The following is a 20,405-nucleotide window of genomic DNA, read 5'->3' as shown; positions in this document are numbered from 1 at the left end:
ATCACTTTTTCTTCGGCTCAGGCTTGGGCTCTGGCTGATAGTCGACCTGGGTGAAACGATCCCACAGCTCCTCTTCGGAGGCTGGCTGGCCCGGCTCGTCAAAGTCGGCCTCATCAAAATCAGCCTCGTCTTCGTCATCATCAGTGTCGATGATGCCAAGCTCGTCCATCAGCTCCTGATAACGGTCAACCCGCTGATCGACCCAGGCCTGCTCGGTTGCTTCCAGGGTCTCACCGGCATCGAGCCGATCCAGCAGGTCATTCAGGCGATCATCATTCTCGATGGAGGCCAGTTCCTGCTCCGGCGTCATCACCAGCTTCTTCTCTTTGATCTGCTTGGGTGCGACCGGCTTGCTGCTCTTCTCTTCCACGATCAGGGCAACCGGCTTGCGGGAGCCGATGCGCGGATCCTTGGCCTGTTTGGTGCCACTCTTCTTGCCGGCCTGCTCGACCTGCTGGCGGGATCCTGCCTTCAAGCCCTTGCGCTTGGCGGCGCGTTTGCGCTCACGGCCTTCCTGGGCACTGGCATCTGATTCTTTGCGCTTACCGGCAGGCTTGCGATTGGGTTGTTTAGCCGACATGAATGAATGACTCCGACAAATAACTGGATTGAAACCCGTTTCCGGTTCGAAAAGGTCCGGAAGAGGATGCTGACACGGGGGACGATGGATTAGAAACAGAGCGGGATCCCGCACCAATCCGGCCATAAATGGCCTTCGAATACCGCAGGATCGGCATCCTCTGGGCATGTTGCTGGTATTTTGACACAGAATGACCAAGCGGGTTAATGACCCAAAAGAAAAAAGGCAGCCGAAGCTGCCTTGATATGTTTATGCGAGTCCCATCCCTGGCTGCAAATCACCCTGTCCGTGGTGATACCTCTGCGCATCATATCTTGTGTATGGTCATCCTGACCTTAATTGGTCGATCCTGAATGTACGTGTGCTTGCCTGACCCATGCAGACGACGTCCGGTCATCTTCTGGGGTGGTTGCTTCCCGCAGCCCCGCTCTTCCTGAACGGTCACCATCCTGGTCTTTCAATTCATTGCCTGCCACTCGCGTGGCCCTTGGCATCCAGCCTCATCGACATCCTGTCTTCACGACATCCCGGTCGTGAACCGCCGCGTTGGTCATTCCATGCATCCACTGTATCAATTTAATAAAGTGACTCAATCCATCAGGAACGTTTTCAAACGGAGATAAATGACTTATTGTCATTTAACATATTGAAATTAATGAATTACTAAGCATTTTTCTAAAAATGTTTAAGCCCTGGCCAGGCTGATGAATGGGAGATCTCTTACAACAATGCGAGAAAAAATTGGCCAAATGGTGTTAAAGGCCAAAAAGAAACGAGGAGCCGGCGGCTCCTCGTCAATATCAATGAGATAATATCATCCGGCTTGATCAGTGCAGACCTGCCACATATTTGGACAGTACTTCGATATCCTGATCGGTCAGCTTCTTGGCAACGTCCCGCATCATGCTGTTCGGGTCGTTGTCACGGGCAGCGGCCCTAAAGGCCGTGAGCTGGGCCTTGATGTAGGCAGGATGCTGGCCGGACAGGCTCGGATACTTGGCCTGCTCGACGCCCGAACCACGCGGACCATGGCAGGCAGTACAGGCAGCCAGACCACGGCTCATGTCCCCTCCCATGTACAGCGCCTTGCCTGCAGCGACGGCGTCATCGGGTACCGCGAGCGGCGTCACCTTCTGACTGGAGAAGTAGGCTGCCAGGTCTTCCATGTCCTGTTCAGACAGAGGAAGCGCCATCGGCCCCATGATAGGTGCAACCCGGCCAGTTTGACCAGAAGCTGCAGCCTTCAGTTCAACTAACTGCTTTTTGATATATGATGCGTGCTGACCAGCAATCTTGGGGTACATATCGACTAGGCTGTTGCCGTCCGGTCCATGACAAGCCGCGCAAACGGCAGCCTTGGTTTGTCCCGCAGCGGCATCGCCCTTGGCTTGTGCCATCCCCGTTACGCCAACCATCAGAGCAAGAGTAATGACTAGGTTCTTCATGGCGTTCCAACTTCTCGTTATTAGGCTTCCAGATCCCATGCCGCTGAAGGCATGTTAAAATAAACGCGTTTAAGCGACGCCATTTTACACGATTTCACAAAAAAGTAACTCTATAACCCTCTATCTCTATGGGGAATTTACGTTGGATACACAAACTCTGAATTTCAATAAGGTGCATTTTGTGACCAGCGCACCCGACATCCGTCACCTGCCAAATGATGGGGGTGTCGAGATTGCGTTTGCCGGCCGTTCCAACGCCGGTAAGTCATCTGCATTGAATACCTTGACCAAGCACAAGAACCTGGCTCGCACCAGTAAGACGCCGGGACGCACCCAGCTGATCAACCTGTTTGAGCTGGAACCGGGCAAGCGTCTGGTCGACCTGCCGGGCTACGGTTATGCGCAGGTTCCGCTGGAAATGAAGCTCAAGTGGCAAAAGTCGCTGGCGGAATATCTGCAGCGTCGTGAGTCATTGAAAGGTCTGGTGATCCTGATGGACATCCGCCATCCGCTCAAAGATACCGATATGAATATGCTGGAGTGGAGCTCTCACCGCAAACTGCCGGTCATGCTGCTGCTGACCAAGGCCGACAAGCTGAGCCCAGGTCCGCGCAACAATCAGGTCATCAAGGTACGTCAGGCCGTAGCCGAGCTGGGTCCGCAGATCCAGGTGGAAGCCTTCTCTTCCCTGACCCAGATCGGGGTCGAAAAACTGGCACAGACGCTGACTGGCTGGTACCTGGCGGGCGCCGATGACATGACTGACGGTGAGCAAGCACCGCTCGAGGAGTAGGCTACGTCCTGTATACACCACAACCAAACCCTGCAATTGGCGGAGCAGCTCCTCCGCTGATTGAAAGGCTTTCAGTCTGCTTGCCATAACCCCTCTCGCCAGTGACATCGCCCACTCCCTTCGATGAGTTCTTGAAACACTATTTTTATCAATGGGATAAATAGTTAATTCTATATAACAATTAACTTTTCATCCCATTGGCAACGTTTTCAAAAATAGATGCCGGCGGGGGCGTTTCCTCACCAAATAAGTACCAAAGTGAAATTTTATTACAAAGCAGTCAATGGAAAGGATAAAAATGAGGCCGGTTCTGCAAACGCAGTACCGGCCTTAAACAATCAGTTCAAAAATTGGGAAGAAGCTAAATCTTGAGAACAAAGACGACTGGTTTTCCTCAAGAAGCCCCTTCATTCTAACAAACATTCGTCAACATTAAAGCATTTACTCTAAACGCAACCCATAAAAAAACACCCCGATGATGACTCACCGGGGTCGCTATTCAGCCACATTCAATTACGTGAAATAAAAGGTCTGAAAGATAGAACATCTTACCTCTGTACCCTACGTTGCTAACTGTATAGCAAAGCAGCAGAAAGTGAAAGTAATTTATGTAATTAAGTTTCACGAAAAATGAATTACATAAATCATGTTATTTTTCATATAGATAAAAAAATCCCCAGTACGAATACCGGGGAGTTATAAAGGTGACTAGCTAGCACTTCCTCAACTATCTAGTTAGTCAGCACAATTTGGCGCAAGTTCCGCTGCTTTGAGAAAAAACTTGAAAAAATCAGAGGTAGATGGCGCCATCTTCTGCAAACTCTTGTTCCTCAATGAGTTTTTCAGCAATGTCCTCGATGTCAAAACGCACGCTTTCGAAGGCTCGCAGGATGTCTTCCTCTCTCGCGAGGGAGAGCCCGGTCATTTTCTCCAGACGCCGGCGACTGATGTAGCAATCCACCAGCGCCCCCATCTGCTGGGCAGGGAAGTGGATCCGCTGTTCGTGCGCTTGCCAGTCGGCCAGCTCGGGAAACAAGATGCCTTGGTTCATAGGGTCCCCAGATTTCGTTTCAGTTCTCTCAATACCTGTTTAGTCCCTGGCCGGATTCCGCGCCACACGGTAAAGGCTTCTGCCGCCTGTTCCACCAACATGCCGAGGCCATCTACGGTCTGGCGAGCCCCTTGCCCCTTTGCCCATGCGATAAAGGGAGTATCGGTCGCACCGTACATCATGTCGTAGATGGCGATATCGGCGTGGATCAGGGCAGGCACCAGCGGAGGCAGCTCTCCTTGCAGACTGGCGGAGGTGGAGTTGATGATCAGATCGAAATGGCCGCCCAGCCGCTCATAGGTCTGGGCACTGACCGCCCCCAGATCACGAAACTCGGCAGCCAGCTGCTCCGCCCTGGCGTGAGTACGGTTGGCGATAACCAATGCCTCGGGTTGCTCGGCCAGCAGCGGAGCCAGCGCACCGCGCGCCGCGCCACCCGCACCCAGCAACAGGATCCTGCTGCCGGCAAGTGCCACACCATGCGCCTTGAGATCGGCCACCAACCCGGCACCATCAGTGTTGTCACCCAGCAGTACGCCATCATCGGTCAGCTTGATGGTGTTGACTGCCCCCGCCCGCCGGGCCCGAGGGCTCAGTCGATCGACCAGGGCGAATGCCTGCTCCTTGAAGGGGACGGTGACATTGCATCCCTTGCCACCTTGGGCAAAGAAAGCTCTCAGACTGGTGGCGAACTCTTCGACGGCAGGCTCGGCCAGACCATATTCCAGCTCCTGCTGGGTTTGTCTGGCAAATAGGGTATGAATAAAGGGAGATTTGCTGTGGCGCACCGGGTGGCCAAAAACCAGATAACGATCCATCAAAGAGTTCCTTCAGAGGGCAATCTCCCGATTTAACGGGTTTTCGCACTCAGGAACAAGCCGAATATCGGCCAATAAGAAGGGGCCATCATGGCCCCTCTGGTCACAACCACTCGCGTGGTTTGAGGTAGTCGCTGTAGAGCAATGCCTCCGGGCTGCCCGCGGACGGCTGCCAGTCATATTCCCAGCGCGCCAGCGGTGGCATCGACATCAGGATCGACTCGGTACGCCCGCCTGTCTGCAAGCCGAACAGGGTGCCACGGTCATACACCAGATTGAACTCCACATAGCGGCCACGACGATAGAGCTGGAATTCCCGCTCCCGTTCGCCATAAGCCAGCGCCTTGCGGCGCTCGACAATCGGCAGGTAGGCATCGAGATAGCCCTTGCCGACCGCCTGCATAAAGGCGAAACAGTCGGCAAACGGCCAGCGATTCAGATCATCGAAGAAGAGGCCGCCGACGCCGCGCGTCTCGTCCCGGTGCTTGAGGAAGAAGTAGCGATCACACCAGGATTTGAACTCGGGATAAATGTCGGTGCCGAACGGCTGACAAAGATCGCGGGAGAGCTGATGCCAATGCCGCACGTCCTCTTCGAACGGATAAAACGGGGTGAGATCGAAGCCGCCACCAAACCACCAGATCGGCTCCTCCCCCTCTTTCTCGGCGATGAAGAAGCGCACATTGGCGTGGCTGGTCGGCACGTACGGATTGTGTGGGTGGATCACCAGCGACACCCCCATGGCCTCAAACCGGCGGCCCGCCAGTTCCGGCCGATGGGCCGTTGCCGAGGCAGGCATGGCGTCACCATGAACGTGGGAGAAGTTGACCCCTCCCTGCTCGATCACAGCACCGTGACGCAGCACACGAGTGCGGCCACCGCCACCTCCTTCGCGGCGCCAGGCATCTTCCACAAAGTGTCCGGCGCCGTCGGCCAGTTCCAGACCACGGCAGATCTCGTCCTGCAACTGCAGCAGGAAGGCCTTGACCTGGGCCACATCCGGTTTGCTCATCTTGTCTCCAGTTAGCCAGGATCGTCGCCTGACCCTATTATTGTGATGTCGCCGGATGGGCTAAGCCGATCCGCATTGCCGCTCTTCGAACGGTTCAAGAGGGGCGAATGATGGCGCCGGTTCTGGCATCCTTGATCTCGGACGGATTGGCCTGCCCCCCCACTTCGCCGGGCAGGATATAGGCCAGCTGACTCGCCAGCAATTCGCCGATATCCGCCACCCGGCGGGCAGGCTCTTCACCCGTCAGGTTGGCACTGGTAGAGACCAGCGGCTTGCCAAACGCGCGGCACAAGGCCTGCACCTGCGGATGGGCCGTCACACGCACCGCCAGGGTAGTGAACTGACCGGTCAGCCAGGCCGGGGTATTGCTGCGCGCCGGCATGATCCAGGTGAAGGGACCAGGCCAGCTCGCTTCCACCCGGGCCAGCTGCTCGCTGGTGAGCTGGTCCAGATCGATGTAATCCTGCAACTGAGCCAGATCGGCGGCGATAAGGATCAACCCCTTCTCCACCGGGCGTTGCTTGATCGCCAGCAGACGGTGTACCGCCGACTCGGAGTCAGGATCACAACCCAGGCCAAATACCGCCTCGGTCGCATAGGCAATCACCCCATCGCGCTGGAGGGCGGCCACTGCAAGTTCAAATTCATTGGGCATAAAAAATGCGACAGCCGGGCTGTCGCCTCATCATTGATTAACATTGAGCCTACGAAACGGCGACCCTGGCCCCCCTCCTTCATCGACCAGCGAGAAGCTGATGGCGAACGGGGTGGTGGTTGCCGTCTCGGAGCTTACTTGAGCAGGGCCTGTAAGGCAGCGTCTTTCGCCAGTACCTCGTCGGCATTTTTCTGGCGTTCTGCCTGCACCTTGGCCGCCAGTTCATCATCCGCCACTGCCAGCATCTGAGCTGCCAGATAGCCTGCATTCTTGGCGCCGGCCTTGCCGATCGCCACGGTCGCCACCGGCACCCCACCCGGCATCTGCACGGTGGAAAGCAGTGCATCCAGCCCCTTGAGCGGGCCGCCATCGATGGGCACACCGATCACGGGACGAGTCGTGATGCCTGCCACGGCGCCCGCCAGGTGAGCAGCGAGACCGGCGGCACAGATAAAGACCTTGCAGCCACGGGCTTCGGCGTCGGTCACGTACTGATGAGTAGCAGCCGGTGTACGGTGTGCGGAGGTCACTTTCACTTCTACCGCGATATCGAATGACTTGAGCACCTCGAGGGTGGTCTGCATCACCGGAAAATCAGAATCAGAGCCCATCAATACGGCAACAAAGGGTTTATTCATGGTGGGAATTTCCTTACTCCAAGTGGGGGGTTGAAGTTCGCCGAAAACGTTTCAATTCGCTTGTGGCGGCCGGATTATACCTGCTCGCTCTGGTGGCCGCATTTCTTTTGCGGGCAGATCCAGCGCAGTGCTCCCCTCACCTTTTTCTCGACCATGATACCCCAGCCACATTGCGGGCAAGGCATGGGGACCGGCTTGTCATTCACCACATATTTGCAATGGGGGTAGCCGTCGCAAGAGTAGAACTGCTTGCCATAGCGGGAGGTTCGGCTGATGAGGTGTCCCTTGCCACACTCCGGGCAGAGGATTTGGGTATCGTCGCTCTCCTGCAGGGATTCGATGTGCTGGCAGGCCGGGTACTGGGTGCAGCCGACAAACAGGCCATAACGCCCCTTCTTGATCGCCAGCGGTTGGCCGCAATCCGGGCAGGCCGAGCCCTCAAGCACCTTCTCGATGTCACGGCCGGACGGAGTCAGAGAGCGGATGTAATCACAGACAGGATAGGCGGAGCAACCGAGGAAGGGACCATGCTTGCCCTGGCGGATCACCAGCTCGGCACCACACTGCGGGCACGGTTCGCGCTCGAAGGCATGTTCGTGGGCTGAAAAGAGGTGATGATCGATTTTTGACATGGGCCGCGCCTTGAAATCCAGATGACCTGAATTCTACCAGCGCGGCACCGGGCTGTCAGTGGATGACGCCGTCCGACTCATCAAACACCAGCTCTTCCATCTGCTGGTAGGCATTTTCGCTGCCCGGTACGTTGAACAGCACCATCATGACGACCCACTTCAGATCGTCCAGCTCGATATCCGGTTTATCAAGCTCGAGCAGGCGCTCGATGCAGATTTCGCGGGTTTCGGCATTGAGTACCTGGGCTTGTTCCAGAAACAGCAGGAAACCGCGGCATTCGGTACTGAGGCGTGCCAGTTCTTGTGGAGCATAGATACGCATGGAGCCTTGCGCGCTGGCGGCGACGTAGACCTCCCGCTCGCTGTCATGCAGGTTGGCCAGTCGCTCCAGCCAGTTGAGCGCCTTCTCGATCTCGTCTTTGTCGAAACCTGCCCGGCTCAGTTCGTCGGTGAGTTCATTCTGCTCGACCATCACATCTGCATCGCTGTGGATGTAGGTCTCGAAAAGGTACATCAATACATCAAACATGATTCGCCCTCCTCGCTCTGACGTATCCACCGGCTACCGCCATCACTGCACCGGCCAGCTCCAGCTCTACCAACCTGCCCAATACCACTTCGACAGGAAGCTGGGACCGTTCGGCAACGGTATCCACGCTCGTGGTCTCATAATCTACGTTATCCAACAAATCGGCATAAGGCAATTCGCTATTATTCGAATGCTCAGACAAGTCAGCCACTTGCTGCAGCAAACCGACAAATCCGGGCAGCTCTTCCACTATATCGGCCGCGCTCAATACAAGTTTGGCCCCCTGCTGGATTAATTTGTTGCAACCCAGTGCCTGCACGTTTTGCGGGGCACCTGGTACGGCAAAGACCTCTCGCCCCTGTTCCAATGCATAACGAGCTGTGATGAGCGAACCGCTCTGCTCGGCCGCCTCTACCACCAGAGTACCCAGCGACAAGCCACTGATGATGCGATTACGCCGTGGAAAGTGCTCGGCCAGCGGTCCCTTGTCGGGTGCCAGCTCGGAGATAAGCAAGCCGCCCCGCACCAGGATTTCCATAGCCAACCCCTGATGACGCTTCGGATAGAGGCAGTCGAGCCCTGAGCCCAGCACGGCCAGCGTAGTCCCCCCTGCCGCCAGCGCCTGCTGATGACACACCCCATCGATGCCAAGCGCCAGTCCGGAGGTGATGGCCAGCCCGCAGGCGACCAGCTCACTGCAGAGGCGGGCAGCATTGTCCTTGCCGGCATAGGTGGGATGGCGCGTGCCGACCATCGCCAACTGAGGAACAGACAGGGCAGCCAGGTTGCCCCGGCAGTAGAGCAACAGCGGGGCGGCAGGGATCTCTTTGAGCAAAGCGGGATAGGCGGGATCATCCGGACACAGGAGATGATTGCCGGGCTCGGCGGCCCAGCTCAGCGCCTGCTCGACAACCGGCTGGGGCCACCTCATCTGCTGGACTTGAACGCTCTGCAGACCAAGAGCTCGCAGGGCGCCGTCGTCGGTGTCGAACAGGGTGACGATGTCACCGCCAAAATGGGCCAGCAGGCGAGCGGCGGTGACCGGACCAATGCCGGTGACGGCATCCAGCGTCAACCACAGCGCGAGTCGCCCGGATGGAAGAGGCACGTCAGAAGTTGCTGACCTGATAACCGGTGCTGACCATGTCCTGACTCTGCAGGATCAGGCCATAACTCAGCTTGTCGTACACCTTGAACAACATGACTCGGGCCACGGCCTCTGACGGCAGGGGTGGCTTGCCGGTCGAATAGAAGGCCTTGTCATAGACGGAGGAGTACTCCCGATAGGCGACCTTGCCATTCTTGCTCACCAGCCGGGCGCCGGGCCGCAGTATCTCCAGCACATCGCCGGGGGCAACCTGATCACGTATGCCCTTGTTGATGAGCACGACGTCGAACTTGCCACCGCCGCGAGCCTTGCTCGGCAAGTCGACGATATAGCCGGGCGAGATGATGGGGGCAGCCTTGGGCGTGAACACGGCGGAGAGGCTCTCCTGCGGCGGGAACGGCATCAGCTTGTCCCCCTGATACACCTCGCGCTGGTTGTGGCTGAGGGTAACCCGGGTGCGGCCGTCCGGCAGCAGGGCTTCCGCCCTGGCCGTGCCGACGAAGACCGCCTCTTGCCCCAGCTGTTCGCCACTCTTCTTGTCTTTGTAGATGGTCCCCGGATGATAGATGCCATAGTCCTGACCCGGGATCAGCGAGCCCTGTACGTAGAGGGTATCTCCCTCCAGCATGCCGATGTGCGCCTCATCATTGCCCAGCACATAAGGCAGCTGCTTTGCCTGCTGGCTGTCAGCCAGAATATGGTCGGTTTGCAGGAAAGGGCCGATCTCGCTGAGCGGCAGGGTTGGAATGGGGTTGGCCTTGTTCTCGTAACGACTCTTGGGAGAGAGACGAACAACCTGCTTGCCGCCCTGCATCGCCTTGCCAAGGCGCGGTTCGCCGTTGACCCAGCTCAGGTGCAGCACATCGCCCGGGTAGATCCAGTGCGGATTGGCGATCTGCGGGTTGATGTTCCAGAGCCTTGGCCATAGCCAGGGTTCTGCCAGATACTGGCCGGAAATATCCCAGAGGGTATCGCCTTTTTGCACCACATAGGTCTCGGGATAACCCGCTTTCAGTTTCAGCTGGTCGGCCAGCACGCCCTGGCTCAGGGTGGCCAACAGACAGGCGAGGATGGTTTGCTTCAGATACATAACACTCCCTGTTACTTCTGCGCGCAAAGTGTTGCTGTTTTTTGTCGGCGTAAATGACTAGAATTACGCCAATATTGACTGCATTTATACGAAACTAAAGAAAAAACTATGGCCATTCTAGATGTATTGCGTTTCCCCGATGAGCGTCTGCGTACCGTCGCAGCCCCTGTCGAGACCTTTACACCCGAGTTACAACACATTGTAGATGATATGTTCGAAACCATGTACGCGGAGGAAGGCATCGGCCTCGCCGCCACTCAGGTCGACATTCATCAGCGCATCATAGTGATCGATGTCTCTGAAAACCGTGAAGATCCTCTGGTATTGATCAACCCTGAGATCATCGAACAGGCCGGCAGCACCGGCATCGAGGAAGGGTGCCTCTCCGTGCCCGGCAGTCGTGCTCTGGTGCCCCGCGCCGAGTGGGTCAAGGTGCGCGCCCTGGATCGCCACGGCAAGGCATTCGAGCTGGAAGCAGACGATCTGCTCGCCATCTGCATCCAGCATGAGATGGACCATCTGGTCGGCAAGCTGTTTGTGGATTACCTGTCCCCGCTCAAGCGCCAGCGCATTCGCCAGAAGCTGGAAAAGATGGCCCGTGAAGATCGCAAAGTCCTCTGAGGATCTGCCCCATTGAATAAGCTGAAACTGATTTTTGCCGGTACTCCCGACTTCGCCGCCCGTCACCTGGCGGCGTTGTTGTCTTCCGACCACGAGGTCGTCGCCGTTTATACCCAGCCCGACAAGCCTGCCGGCCGCGGCCAGAAGCTCACTGCCAGCCCGGTCAAGGAGTTGGCGTTGGCCCACAATCTGCCGGTCTATCAACCCGCCTCCCTGCGCAAGGAAGAGGCCCAGGCCGAACTGGCCGCCCTTGGCGCCGACCTGATGGTGGTGGTCGCCTACGGCCTGATCCTGCCCAAGGCCGTGCTCGATACCCCACGGCTGGGCTGTATCAACGTGCACGGCTCCCTGCTGCCGCGCTGGCGCGGTGCCGCCCCGATCCAGCGTTCCATCTGGGCGGGCGATGCCGAAACCGGCGTCACCATCATGCAGATGGATGTAGGGCTGGATACCGGCGCCATGATCCGCAAGGTGAGCTGCCCCATCGCCGCCGACGAAACCTCTGCCAGCCTCTATGACAAGCTGGCCGGGCTGGGCCCGCAGGCACTGGTTGATACCGTCAATGCCATGGCTGCTGGCAACACCGCCGCCGAAGCGCAGGACGATGCGCAGGCCAACTACGCCGAGAAGCTCTCCAAGGAAGAAGCCCGCATCGACTGGTCGATGGAAGCCGTCGCCATCGAGCGCTGCACCCGCGCCTTCAACCCCTGGCCCATCAGCTGGTTTGAAGTCGCCGGCCAGACCGTCAAGGTATGGCAGGCCGAGGTCGTCGCACAGGATCACGGCCAGGCGGCCGGTACCCTGCTCAAGGCTGACAAGCAAGGGATCGACATCGCCACCGGCAAGGGCGTGCTGCGCCTGCTGACCCTGCAGCCGCCCGGCAAGAAGGCCATGTCCGTGACGGACCTGCTCAACTCTCGCCGCGACTGGTTTGAACCCGGCACGCAATTGAATTGAACTGAATTGACACAAGGCGGGGCCCAGGCCCCGACTTGCGCATCTAAGGTAACACTATGAAAACACGCGCACAGGCTGCTCTCGTCATTCAACAGGTGCTGGATCAGGGCCAGTCCCTCTCCGCCGTCCTGCCTGCTGCCCAGGAGAAGGTTGCGCCCCGCGATCGCGCCCTCCTGCAAGAACTCTGCTACGGCACCCTGCGCTGGCTGCCCCGTCTCGATGCGGCGGTCGGCGAGATGATGGACAAGCCGCTCAAGAACAAGAGCCGCATCTTCCACTACCTGATCCTGGTCGGTCTCTATCAGCTCATCTACACCCGCATTCCGGCTCACGCCGCGGTGGCCGAGACCGTCAACGCCGTCAAGCTGCTCAAGGGCACCTCCTTGCGCGGCCTCATCAACGGTGTGCTGCGCAACTTCCAGCGCAGCGCCGAAGTCATTCTGCTGCGCATCGACCGTGTCCCCAGCATTCGTCTCGGCCACCCGGAGTGGCTCACCAAGCGGCTGCGCCAGGCCTATCCGGATGAGTGGGAATTCATCATGGAGGCCAACAACCAGCGCCCGCCCATGTGGATCCGCAACAACAGCCAGCGCCAGAGCCGCGAGCAGATGCTGGTCCGCATGGCCGAGGCCGGCATCAATGCGATGGCCGGTGAAGAGGGCGAGGATTGCATCCTGCTGGAACGTCCCTGCGACGTGACCAAGCTGCCCGGCTTCGAGGCCGGCGACTGTTCGGTACAGGATGGCGCAGCACAACAGGCCGCCGCGCTGCTCGACCCGCAGCCGGGCGAGTGGGTGCTGGATGCCTGCGCCGCCCCCGGTGGCAAGACCGCCCATCTGCTGGAGCGCCAGCCCGCGCTGGCCGGCGTGGTGGCGGTCGATGCCGACGACAATCGCCTCAAGCGGGTGCAGGAGAACCTGGATCGCATCGGCCTCACCGCCAAGGTGATCCACGGCGATGCCAGCACCCCGGATCTGTGGTGGCCAGAGGGTCAGTTCGACCGCATCCTGCTGGATGCCCCCTGCTCCGCCACCGGCGTCATCCGTCGCCACCCCGACATCAAGTGGCTGCGTCGGGATCAGGACATCCGCGAGCTGGCCGAGCTGCAACACCGCATCCTCGGCGCCCTCTGGTCGAAACTGAAAAGCGGCGGTACTCTGCTGTATGCCACCTGCTCCGTGCTGCCGGAAGAGAACCGCGACCAGATCCGCGCCTTCCTCGCGGCCACCCCGGATGCCACCCTGGTGCCGCTGCATGCGCAGGACACCCCGGAGTGCCCGGGTCGCCAGTTCCTGCCGGGCGAGGCCGAGATGGACGGCTTCTACTATGCCAAGCTGATCAAGCGGTAAGCAGGGCCATCATCACGACGGGTGCCGCTTGCGGCACCCATTACTGCCCAACATCGAGCGCGATTTCCCTATGAGATTCATCCTGTTGATGACCGTCCCCACGCACCCTGGCCGCCGTTGCAACGACGACGCTCATGAGGCCATCCTATGAAGATCATCATTCTGGGCGCCGGTCAGGTCGGCGGCACCCTGGCCGAGAACCTGGCCGGCGAGAACAACGACATCACCATAGTCGACACCGACAGCGACCGGCTGCGCGAGCTGCAGGACAAGTTCGATCTGCGGGTGGTGAACGGCCACGGCGCCCATCCCAAGGTGCTGCGTGAAGCGGGTGCCCAGGATGCCGACATGCTGGTCGCGGTCACCAACAGCGACGAGACCAACATGGTCGCCTGCCAGGTGGCCTACTCCCTGTTCAACACTCCCAACAAGGTGGCGCGGATCCGTTCGCCGGCCTATCTGGTGGAGCGTGACCGGCTGTTCCTGCCCGAATCCGTGCCGGTGGATCACCTGATCGCCCCCGAGCAGCTGGTGACCGACTACGTGCGCCGGCTGATCGAGTACCCGGGCGCCCTGCAGGTGGTGGACTTCGCCGGCGGCAAGGTGGGTCTGGTGGCGGTCAAGGCCTACTACGGCGGCCCGCTGGTGGGCAACGCCCTCTCCACACTGCGCGATCACATGCCCAACATCGAGACCCGGGTGGCGGCGATCTTTCGTCAGGGCCGCTCCATCCGTCCGCAGGGCACCACCATCATCGAGGCCGATGACGAGGTGTTCTTCGTGGCGGCGGCGGGCCATATCCGCGCCGTGATGTCGGAGCTGCAGCGGCTCGAGAGCCCCTACCGGCGCATCATGATCGTCGGCGGCGGCAACATCGGTGCCGGCCTCGCCCGCCAGCTGGAGAAGCGCTACAGCGTCAAGCTTATCGAGCGCAACCAGAAGCGGGCGGAGCAGCTCTCCGAGGTGCTGGAAAACACCATCGTCTTCTGCGGCGACGCGGCGGATCAGGAGCTGCTGGCGGAGGAGCACATCGACCAGATCGACGTCTTCATCGCGGTGACCAACGAGGACGAGGCCAACATCATGTCGGCCCTGCTCGCCAAGAAGATGGGCGCCAAGAAGACCATGGTGCTGATCCAGCGCAGCGCCTACGTGGATCTGGTGCAGGGCGGTTCCATCGACATCGCCATCTCGCCGCAGCAGGCCACCATCTCGGCCCTGCTGACCCACGTTCGCCGGGCCGACATTGCCAACGTCTACAGCCTGCGCCGCGGGGCGGCCGAGGCCATCGAGGCGATCGCCCACGGTGACGAGAACACCTCCAAGGTGGTCGGCAAGACGGTGGGTGAGCTCAAGCTGCCGCCCGGCACCACCATAGGCGCCATCGTGCGCGGTGACGAGGTGCTGATCGCCCACGACCGGACCCAGATCCAGCAGGATGACCACGTGGTGATGTTCCTGGTGGACAAGAAGTACATTCCGGAAGTGGAACGTCTGTTCCAGCCAAGTCCCTTCTTCCTGTAATCTGCCCATGCACCCAGGCAGCACAACCCAGACCCGGCACAGCCTCTACCAGGGATTGTCCGGGTCTTTTGTCAATCAACGACCAGGTTATCTTGCATGATCAAGCTGCGTCCCATCATCTTCACCCTCGGGCTGGTGCTCTCCAAGCTGGCCCTGTTCATGTGGCTGCCCACCCTGCTGGCCCTGCTGACCGGCTCCGAGGGGTTCGTCGAGTTTCTCAAGTCGGTGCTGATCACCCACGGCGCGGCCCTGCTCTGCCTGCATTACGGCCGCAAGGCGGTGTTCCACCTCGGCGTGCGGGAGATGTTCCTGCTCACCACCTCGGTCTGGGTGGTGGCCTGCATCTTCGGCGCCCTGCCCTTCTTCTTCATCAACCACATCGACTTCACCGACGCCTACTTCGAGACCATGTCGGGGGTCACCACCACCGGCTCCACGGTGCTGTCGGGGCTCGACGGCATGGCCCACAGCATACTGCTGTGGCGCTCCATCCTGCAGTGGCTGGGCGGGGTGGGCTTTATCGTGATGGCGGTGGCGGTGCTGCCCTACCTCAACGTGGGCGGCATGAAGCTGTTCCAGACCGAGAGCTCGGATTGGTCCGACAAGAGTGCGCCACGCGCCAAGACGGTGGCCAACAACATAGTGCTGGTCTATCTGGTGCTCTCCATGCTCTGCTTCCTGGCCTACTGGGTGAGCGGCATGACCCTGTTCGAGGCGGTCAACCACTCGATGACCACCCTCAGCACCGGCGGCTACTCCACCTCCGATCAATCCATGTCCCACTTCTCCAACTCGGCGCACTGGATCGGTACCGTCTTCATGTTCCTCGGCGGCCTGCCCTTCCTGCTCTACGTGCAGAGCCTGAGCCGGCGTGACAACAGCCTGCTCAAGGATGCCCAGGTACAGGGTTTCTTCTGGCTGGTGGTCTGGGTCACCGTGGTGGTCACCTTCTATCTGTGGCTAAGGGACATCTACGGCTTCATGGATGCTCTGCGCATCAGCTGCTTCAACATCGTCTCCGTGCTCACCACCACCGGCTTCGGGCTCGGTGACTTCGGCACCTGGGGCCCGCTCACCAGCATCATCTTCATCATCCTGCTGGCCCTCGGCGCCTGCTCCGGCTCCACCGCCGGCGGCCTCAAGATCTTCCGGGTACAGGTGGCGTTCGCCCTGTTCAAGAAGCAGATGCGCCAGCTGATGCACCCCTCCGGCGTCTTCCCGCAGAAGTACAACGGCCGCCCGGTCAACGACGCCATCATCCGCTCGATGATCTCGTTCGTATTGGCCTACTTCGCCGTCATCCTGCTGATCGCCGCCCTGCTCGCCGCCATCGGGCTGGATCCCCTGACCGCCATCTCGGGCTCCATCACCGCCGTGGCCAACGTGGGTCCGGGCATGGGACCGATCATCGGCCCCAGCACCAACTTCGCCACCCTGCCCGACTCGGCCAAGTGGATCCTGTCGTTCGGCATGCTGCTGGGACGGCTCGAGATCCTGACCGTGGCGGTGCTCTTCTTCCCCTCCTTCTGGAAGCAGTAGCCGGCAAGCGCGCGAGATCGAATGGCGAAGGGTATCAAGACGAAGAAATGCAGAAGGGCAGCCAGTGGCTGCCCTTCTTGTTGCTTGAGCGAATGAGGCGCGGCTTCACTCGGCCGGGTCTTCCCGCTCCAGCGCCCGGTTGACCAGCGGCTCGGGCAGGGTCTTGGTCACCTCCACCCCCAGCTCGCGAAAGCGCTCCACCTGGGCGATCAGGTTGCCGCGCCCGTTGACCAGCCGCCCCATCGCCTTGTCGTAGCTCTCCTGCGCCCGGTGCAGGCTGCCACCCAACTGCTGCATCTCCTCCACGAACAGCCGCAGCTTCTCGTAGAGGCGGCCGGCCCGCTCGGCGATCTGGCGGGCATTCTGGTTCTGCCGCTCGTAACGCCACAGGTTCTCTATGGTGCGCAGCGCCACCATCAGGTTGGTGGGGCTCACCAGCAGAATGTTGTTGTCGAGACCGAATCGCACCAGCGAGGGGTCAGCCTCCACCGCGGTAAGGAAGGCGGGCTCCACCGCCACGAACATCAGCACGTAATCGAGGGTGCGCACCCCGGGCAGCTGCTGGTAATCCTTGCGGCCCAGCTCGCGGATATGGTTGCGCACCGAGGCGACGTGCTCTTTCAGCGCCACCGCCTTCTCCAGCTCGTCATCGCTGTTGTACCAGCGCTCGTAGGCGGTCAGCGACACCTTGGCGTCGATGATGATGTCCTTGTCCTGCGGCAGGTGGACGATGACGTCGGGCTGGTAGCGCTTGCCCCTGTCCACCTCGATGTTGACCTGGGTGTGGTACTCGTGGCCCTCGCGCAGGCCGCATTCGCTGAGGATCCGCGCCAGCACCACCTCGCCCCAGTTGCCCTGCTGCTTGCTGTCGCCCTTGAGGGCGCGGGTCAGCGCCGCCGCCTCCTCGGTCATGCGGGCGTTGAGCTCGGCCAGGCGCTCCAGCTCGAACTTGAGGCTGTGGCGCTGGGCCGTCTCCTGGGCGTGGGTCTCCCCCACCTGGCGGCGAAAGCCCTCGAGCTGCTCTTTGAGCGGCGTCAGCAGCAGATCCAGGCTGTTCTGGTTCAGTTCACGGAAGTTGCCCGAGTTTTGCTCGAAGATCCGGTTGGCGAGGTTCTCGAACTGCTGGCTGAGGCGCTGCTCCGCCTCCTGTTGCAGTTGCAGCTTCTCGGCGGCGGCCAGTCGCTCGCTACGCAGGGTGGCTTCGGCATCCTTGAGGCGGGCGGTGAGCTTGATGAGCAGGGTCTGCTGCTGCTCCAGCTTTTGCTGGCTCTGCAACTTTTCATCCTGCAGCTCGTCACAGCGATCCTGCAGCGCCTGCTGGCGCTCCTCGCTCAGCAGCACCTGCTGGGCCAGCTGGGCCGCACCACGCCGGCCCACCAGCCAGCCGAGGCCGACCGCCAGCACGGCGCCAGCCAGCAGCAGGCTCCAGAGCCCGGGCTCGATCATTTGCGGCTCCGCTGACGCAGAAAGAGTTCGAGATAGCGGTTGAGCAGCAGCCAGAGCAGCACGTAGAGCAGATAGGCGGCCAGCACCACCCACTTGTGACTGTTAACGCCGGTGTCGAGCTCGACGAATTCGATCCCCTTGATGCGGCAGTAGCCCCACATCAGCAAGGGGAAGACATAGAGCAGAGAAGCACGCCACAGAAATAACCACATGAGTTCATTCAATCCTGCAAAAAGACCCGCCTAGCTTACACAAGGGCAACCCGGCTTGCGATCCTGGCCGGCGCTATTCTCTGGCTTGCGAAGGGAAACTTGGATAAAATTAACCCCTAATAGGTATCAGGGGTGAGCATGACTCATTTTTTCTGTCGCTGGCTGACGCAAGCATTGGGGGGCTCTCGCAAACCGGAGGTGGTTTGTCACGAAGCGCGTCCCCCCTGGGCCATCGAAGAGTCCCAGTTCCTCTCTCTCTGCTCCCGCTGCGGTGAATGCTTCAAGGCCTGTCCCAACGGCCTGCTCAAACCGGCCAACCAGCCCGAATATGACGACACCCCCATCGCCGGCACGCCCGTGCTGGATCTCGCCTGCGGCCAGTGCAGCTATTGCGGCAGCTGCGCCAGAGCCTGTCCGACCGGCGCCCTCGACCTACAGCTGGGTCGTCAGGTGCAGACCCGGGTACGGATCGAGGCCAGCTGCCAGGCCCGGCAGGGCTTCTACTGCCTGCTGTGTGAAGATGCCTGCCCCCAGCAGGCGATCAAGGCCACCGCCGACGGCGTCAGCATCAACATGGCGGCCTGCGACGGCTGCGGCGCCTGCGGTCTCGCCTGCCTGCACGGCGCCATCACCCTGATCCCCCAGCTCTGAGCCCGAATCCCGGACATGACAAAGGGGCCCGTGGGCCCCTTTGTCATGCTTGCCTGGCTTATGCCATGGCCAGGATCGAGTCCTGTTCGATGCCGAGCAGATGGCAGAGCCGGGTCGGATCGCGCACCGCATCGGCCAGGGTGTACTCCCCCAGCACCTCGAGGAAGGCGTTCATGGCGCGGCGCAGAATACCCTGGATGCGGCAGCCACCGGAGAGGCGGCAGTTCTCGCGCTTGCAGTCCACCGGGCAAAGCACGTGCTCCATGTCCATCACCACGTCACGCAGGTTGATGGAGACGGCGGAGCGGCCGAGGCGGATGCCGCCATGCTTGCCACGCACCGTCTCTATGTACCCCTTGATACCGAGCTGATGCACTATCTTGACCACGTGGTTGCGGGAGATGGCAAAGGTATCGGCCACCTCGGTGATGGTCGACAGGCGATCTCCCGGCTGGACCGCCAGAAAAGTCAGGGTACGCAGGGCATAGTCGGTAAATCGTGTCAGTTGCATGGTCGCACTTGCCTCTTACTACAAGTCAGAAATCAGGACGACAACCTAAAGCTAAGAGGCGGGGAAGCGCTTGCGCCCGCGCAAGGTCCGCATCTTAATCTGAGTCGTGGAATGACAAGGTTAAGAGCAGCTCAGGCGGGTGTCGATGAAGATGCACATAAATCGACACTTTCTTTGATTGATCGCAAACTTGCAGGGTTAGTCCAAGGTTTTGGGGGGTTATGGCGGTTAAATTCGCCGGTTTTCCCCTCCGCCTCGGCCCGTACAAGGCGACCTCATCGGCAACAGTTCATGGCGGCTCAGTGCGGCTGCCTGAGCCAGTTTTTCAGGGCGCTGGAGGGGATGGAACTCTCGGAGGCGACCGCGAAGGCACCCCAGTCCACCGCGCACTGCAGCGCATCCCGGATCGCCATGCCTCGCGCCAGCCCGTGGATCAGGCCGCCGGCGAAGGCATCTCCCGCCCCCGTGGTGTCCACCACCGACACCGGCCGTGCCGCCACCCGGATCTGCTCCTCGCCGTGAATGGCCACCGCCCCCGCCTTGCCTTCGGTCAGCACCAGCCAGGCCAGCTGCTCGCCGGCGATCTGGCGGGCGTGCTGCCAGGGATCGTCCACTTCGCCGAGGTCGGAGCGGGAAGCCACCAGCACGTGGCAGGGGCGACGCGCCTGGCCGCCCTTGGGATACTGAGCCACCACGAAGCTCTTGCCGAGCATCTGGCGCATGTAGCCGATGATGGCGGTGCCCGGGTAGTTCACGTAGAGGCAGTCCACCCCCTCGCTCGGCAGATCACCCGGCAGGTCCGGGCGCCGTGGCCGCCTGAGGATGGTGCGCTCGCCGGTGGAGTCCACCAGGATCAGCAGCTCGCCGGTCTCGCCGCCAAAGCGCTCCACATGGCTGCAATCCAGGCCGTAGCCCGCCGCCTGCTCCAGCAGCCAGTCGCCAGTTTCGTCCAGCCCGATGCGCGAGGCGATGGTCACCTCGTGGCCGGCCCACACCAGCCCGATGCCGGTGTTGGCGGCGCCACCGCCGAGCCGGCGACCCTGATCCAGGTATTGCAGGCGGGCACCGGCCACCAGGGGTTCGGAGAGGGAGAGCACGTGATCACAGTTGAGATTGGCGAGCAGCAGAATGCGGGACATGAAGAGACCTCACTGACAGGGGAGCCCAGTATATGAGAAAGGGCCGTGGCGGCCCTCCCTGAAATCGCGGGGTTTGTGAGCCCGCTCGACGTTTGCCGAGCGGGC

At 60.4% G+C, this 20,405-nt stretch carries 22 protein-coding genes; 7 read left to right on the top strand and 15 right to left on the bottom strand.

Features of this window, described 5'->3' with window-relative positions; genetic code table 11:
* Nucleotide 1: 1 nt before the first annotated feature.
* Both yihI and AHA_RS01330 read right to left on the bottom strand, forming a co-directional pair.
* On the bottom strand, nucleotides 2-580 hold the full coding sequence (gene yihI / locus AHA_RS01335) for a Der GTPase-activating protein YihI (RefSeq protein ID WP_041217267.1): 579 nt from the start codon (nucleotides 578-580) through the stop codon (nucleotides 2-4).
* 827 nt (nucleotides 581-1,407) lie between these two features.
* Nucleotides 1,408-2,025, bottom strand: coding sequence for a c-type cytochrome (locus AHA_RS01330; RefSeq protein WP_016349084.1), 618 nt, complete (start codon nucleotides 2,023-2,025; stop codon nucleotides 1,408-1,410).
* A gap of 142 nt (nucleotides 2,026-2,167) precedes the next feature.
* Here AHA_RS01330 and yihA point away from each other — a divergent pair, with 142 nt between their 5' ends.
* On the top strand, nucleotides 2,168-2,818 hold the full coding sequence (yihA, locus tag AHA_RS01325; RefSeq protein WP_011704276.1) for a ribosome biogenesis GTP-binding protein YihA/YsxC: 651 nt from the start codon (nucleotides 2,168-2,170) through the stop codon (nucleotides 2,816-2,818).
* Between the two features lie 790 nt (nucleotides 2,819-3,608).
* Here the strand turns inward: yihA and AHA_RS01320 are convergent.
* From AHA_RS01320 to AHA_RS01280, 9 genes are all read right to left on the bottom strand, one after another.
* Nucleotides 3,609-3,869 (bottom strand): DUF1488 family protein, encoded by a 261-nt coding sequence (locus tag AHA_RS01320; RefSeq protein ID WP_011704275.1) that lies wholly within the window; start codon nucleotides 3,867-3,869, stop codon nucleotides 3,609-3,611.
* Nucleotides 3,866-4,687, bottom strand: a complete 822-nt coding sequence (gene aroE, locus AHA_RS01315; protein WP_011704274.1) for a shikimate dehydrogenase — start codon at nucleotides 4,685-4,687, stop codon at nucleotides 3,866-3,868. The genes AHA_RS01320 and aroE overlap by 4 nt, the downstream gene beginning before the upstream one ends.
* 103 nt (nucleotides 4,688-4,790) lie before the next feature.
* Nucleotides 4,791-5,699 carry an oxygen-dependent coproporphyrinogen oxidase gene (gene hemF, locus AHA_RS01310; RefSeq protein ID WP_011704273.1) on the bottom strand — a complete coding sequence of 303 codons (909 nt, stop codon included), beginning with the start codon at nucleotides 5,697-5,699 and terminating at the stop codon, nucleotides 4,791-4,793.
* A gap of 94 nt (nucleotides 5,700-5,793) precedes the next feature.
* Nucleotides 5,794-6,354 (bottom strand): Sua5/YciO/YrdC/YwlC family protein, encoded by a 561-nt coding sequence (locus AHA_RS01305; RefSeq protein WP_011704272.1) that lies wholly within the window; start codon nucleotides 6,352-6,354, stop codon nucleotides 5,794-5,796.
* 134 nt (nucleotides 6,355-6,488) lie between these two features.
* Nucleotides 6,489-6,992, bottom strand: coding sequence for a 5-(carboxyamino)imidazole ribonucleotide mutase (gene purE, locus AHA_RS01300; protein WP_011704271.1), 504 nt, complete (start codon nucleotides 6,990-6,992; stop codon nucleotides 6,489-6,491).
* Nucleotides 6,993-7,066: 74 nt separating this feature from the next.
* A complete protein-coding gene (locus tag AHA_RS01295) occupies nucleotides 7,067-7,624 on the bottom strand; it encodes a DNA topoisomerase family protein (protein ID WP_011704270.1) in 558 nt (185 codons plus the stop codon).
* Nucleotides 7,625-7,679: 55 nt separating this feature from the next.
* Nucleotides 7,680-8,153: a DUF494 family protein gene (locus AHA_RS01290; RefSeq protein WP_011704269.1), complete on the bottom strand. Its 474-nt coding sequence runs from the start codon at nucleotides 8,151-8,153 to the stop codon at nucleotides 7,680-7,682.
* On the bottom strand, nucleotides 8,146-9,261 hold the full coding sequence (gene dprA / locus AHA_RS01285) for a DNA-processing protein DprA (protein ID WP_011704268.1): 1,116 nt from the start codon (nucleotides 9,259-9,261) through the stop codon (nucleotides 8,146-8,148). Before dprA ends, AHA_RS01290 begins: the two co-directional genes overlap by 8 nt.
* A gap of 1 nt (nucleotide 9,262) precedes the next feature.
* Nucleotides 9,263-10,351: a LysM peptidoglycan-binding domain-containing protein gene (locus AHA_RS01280; RefSeq protein WP_011704267.1), complete on the bottom strand. Its 1,089-nt coding sequence runs from the start codon at nucleotides 10,349-10,351 to the stop codon at nucleotides 9,263-9,265.
* A 108-nt stretch (nucleotides 10,352-10,459) separates the two neighbouring features.
* On the opposite strand from AHA_RS01280, the gene def reads away from it, so the two are divergent.
* The 5 genes from def (at nucleotide 10,460) to AHA_RS01255 (ending at nucleotide 16,341) form a co-directional block, all read left to right on the top strand.
* Nucleotides 10,460-10,972 (top strand): peptide deformylase, encoded by a 513-nt coding sequence (gene def / locus AHA_RS01275; protein ID WP_011704266.1) that lies wholly within the window; start codon nucleotides 10,460-10,462, stop codon nucleotides 10,970-10,972.
* A gap of 12 nt (nucleotides 10,973-10,984) precedes the next feature.
* Nucleotides 10,985-11,929 carry a methionyl-tRNA formyltransferase gene (gene fmt / locus AHA_RS01270; RefSeq protein ID WP_011704265.1) on the top strand — a complete coding sequence of 315 codons (945 nt, stop codon included), beginning with the start codon at nucleotides 10,985-10,987 and terminating at the stop codon, nucleotides 11,927-11,929.
* 56 nt (nucleotides 11,930-11,985) lie between these two features.
* Nucleotides 11,986-13,278, top strand: coding sequence for a 16S rRNA (cytosine(967)-C(5))-methyltransferase RsmB (gene rsmB / locus AHA_RS01265; protein ID WP_011704264.1), 1,293 nt, complete (start codon nucleotides 11,986-11,988; stop codon nucleotides 13,276-13,278).
* Between the two features lie 147 nt (nucleotides 13,279-13,425).
* Complete coding sequence (trkA, locus tag AHA_RS01260; protein WP_011704263.1) at nucleotides 13,426-14,802, top strand: Trk system potassium transporter TrkA; 1,377 nt, start codon at nucleotides 13,426-13,428, stop codon at nucleotides 14,800-14,802.
* A 96-nt stretch (nucleotides 14,803-14,898) separates the two neighbouring features.
* Complete coding sequence (locus AHA_RS01255; protein WP_011704262.1) at nucleotides 14,899-16,341, top strand: TrkH family potassium uptake protein; 1,443 nt, start codon at nucleotides 14,899-14,901, stop codon at nucleotides 16,339-16,341.
* A 105-nt stretch (nucleotides 16,342-16,446) separates the two neighbouring features.
* On the opposite strand, the gene rmuC is transcribed toward AHA_RS01255, so the two are convergent.
* Complete coding sequence (gene rmuC / locus AHA_RS01250) at nucleotides 16,447-17,787, bottom strand: DNA recombination protein RmuC (RefSeq protein WP_011704261.1); 1,341 nt, start codon at nucleotides 17,785-17,787, stop codon at nucleotides 16,447-16,449.
* On the bottom strand, nucleotides 17,784-17,999 hold the full coding sequence (locus AHA_RS01245; RefSeq protein WP_016349071.1) for a hypothetical protein: 216 nt from the start codon (nucleotides 17,997-17,999) through the stop codon (nucleotides 17,784-17,786). Before AHA_RS01245 ends, rmuC begins: the two co-directional genes overlap by 4 nt.
* Before the next feature lie 138 nt (nucleotides 18,000-18,137).
* Here AHA_RS01245 and AHA_RS01240 point away from each other — a divergent pair, with 138 nt between their 5' ends.
* The gene (locus AHA_RS01240) at nucleotides 18,138-18,650 is read left to right on the top strand and encodes a ferredoxin-type protein NapF (RefSeq protein ID WP_011704259.1); all 513 of its coding nucleotides are present in this window, start codon (nucleotides 18,138-18,140) and stop codon (nucleotides 18,648-18,650) included.
* Between the two features lie 58 nt (nucleotides 18,651-18,708).
* On the opposite strand, the gene AHA_RS01235 is transcribed toward AHA_RS01240, so the two are convergent.
* Together AHA_RS01235 and AHA_RS01230 are read right to left on the bottom strand one after the other, a co-directional pair.
* On the bottom strand, nucleotides 18,709-19,161 hold the full coding sequence (locus AHA_RS01235) for an Rrf2 family transcriptional regulator (protein WP_011704258.1): 453 nt from the start codon (nucleotides 19,159-19,161) through the stop codon (nucleotides 18,709-18,711).
* Between the two features lie 299 nt (nucleotides 19,162-19,460).
* Nucleotides 19,461-20,300 (bottom strand): PfkB family carbohydrate kinase, encoded by an 840-nt coding sequence (locus tag AHA_RS01230; protein WP_011704257.1) that lies wholly within the window; start codon nucleotides 20,298-20,300, stop codon nucleotides 19,461-19,463.
* Nucleotides 20,301-20,405 lie beyond the last annotated feature (105 nt).

It is taken from the genome of Aeromonas hydrophila subsp. hydrophila ATCC 7966 (genome assembly GCF_000014805.1).
GTDB lineage: Bacteria > Pseudomonadota > Gammaproteobacteria > Enterobacterales > Aeromonadaceae > Aeromonas > Aeromonas hydrophila.
Note: the sequence above shows the minus strand (reverse complement) of the source record. Positions and strands in the feature narration are given on the sequence as shown.

Coding starts and splice junctions, on each gene's coding strand:
- yihI (WP_041217267.1), bottom strand. CDS start 580: ATGTCGGCTAAACAACCCAATCGCAAGCCTGCCGGTAAGCGCAAAGAA.
- AHA_RS01330 (WP_016349084.1), bottom strand. CDS start 2,025: ATGAAGAACCTAGTCATTACTCTTGCTCTGATGGTTGGCGTAACGGGG.
- AHA_RS01320 (WP_011704275.1), bottom strand. CDS start 3,869: ATGAACCAAGGCATCTTGTTTCCCGAGCTGGCCGACTGGCAAGCGCAC.
- aroE (WP_011704274.1), bottom strand. CDS start 4,687: ATGGATCGTTATCTGGTTTTTGGCCACCCGGTGCGCCACAGCAAATCT.
- hemF (WP_011704273.1), bottom strand. CDS start 5,699: ATGAGCAAACCGGATGTGGCCCAGGTCAAGGCCTTCCTGCTGCAGTTG.
- AHA_RS01305 (WP_011704272.1), bottom strand. CDS start 6,354: ATGCCCAATGAATTTGAACTTGCAGTGGCCGCCCTCCAGCGCGATGGG.
- purE (WP_011704271.1), bottom strand. CDS start 6,992: ATGAATAAACCCTTTGTTGCCGTATTGATGGGCTCTGATTCTGATTTT.
- AHA_RS01295 (WP_011704270.1), bottom strand. CDS start 7,624: ATGTCAAAAATCGATCATCACCTCTTTTCAGCCCACGAACATGCCTTC.
- AHA_RS01290 (WP_011704269.1), bottom strand. CDS start 8,153: ATGTTTGATGTATTGATGTACCTTTTCGAGACCTACATCCACAGCGAT.
- AHA_RS01280 (WP_011704267.1), bottom strand. CDS start 10,351: ATGTATCTGAAGCAAACCATCCTCGCCTGTCTGTTGGCCACCCTGAGC.
- def (WP_011704266.1), top strand. CDS start 10,460: ATGGCCATTCTAGATGTATTGCGTTTCCCCGATGAGCGTCTGCGTACC.
- rsmB (WP_011704264.1), top strand. CDS start 11,986: ATGAAAACACGCGCACAGGCTGCTCTCGTCATTCAACAGGTGCTGGAT.
- trkA (WP_011704263.1), top strand. CDS start 13,426: ATGAAGATCATCATTCTGGGCGCCGGTCAGGTCGGCGGCACCCTGGCC.
- AHA_RS01255 (WP_011704262.1), top strand. CDS start 14,899: ATGATCAAGCTGCGTCCCATCATCTTCACCCTCGGGCTGGTGCTCTCC.
- rmuC (WP_011704261.1), bottom strand. CDS start 17,787: ATGATCGAGCCCGGGCTCTGGAGCCTGCTGCTGGCTGGCGCCGTGCTG.
- AHA_RS01245 (WP_016349071.1), bottom strand. CDS start 17,999: ATGTGGTTATTTCTGTGGCGTGCTTCTCTGCTCTATGTCTTCCCCTTG.
- AHA_RS01240 (WP_011704259.1), top strand. CDS start 18,138: ATGACTCATTTTTTCTGTCGCTGGCTGACGCAAGCATTGGGGGGCTCT.
- AHA_RS01235 (WP_011704258.1), bottom strand. CDS start 19,161: ATGCAACTGACACGATTTACCGACTATGCCCTGCGTACCCTGACTTTT.
- AHA_RS01230 (WP_011704257.1), bottom strand. CDS start 20,300: ATGTCCCGCATTCTGCTGCTCGCCAATCTCAACTGTGATCACGTGCTC.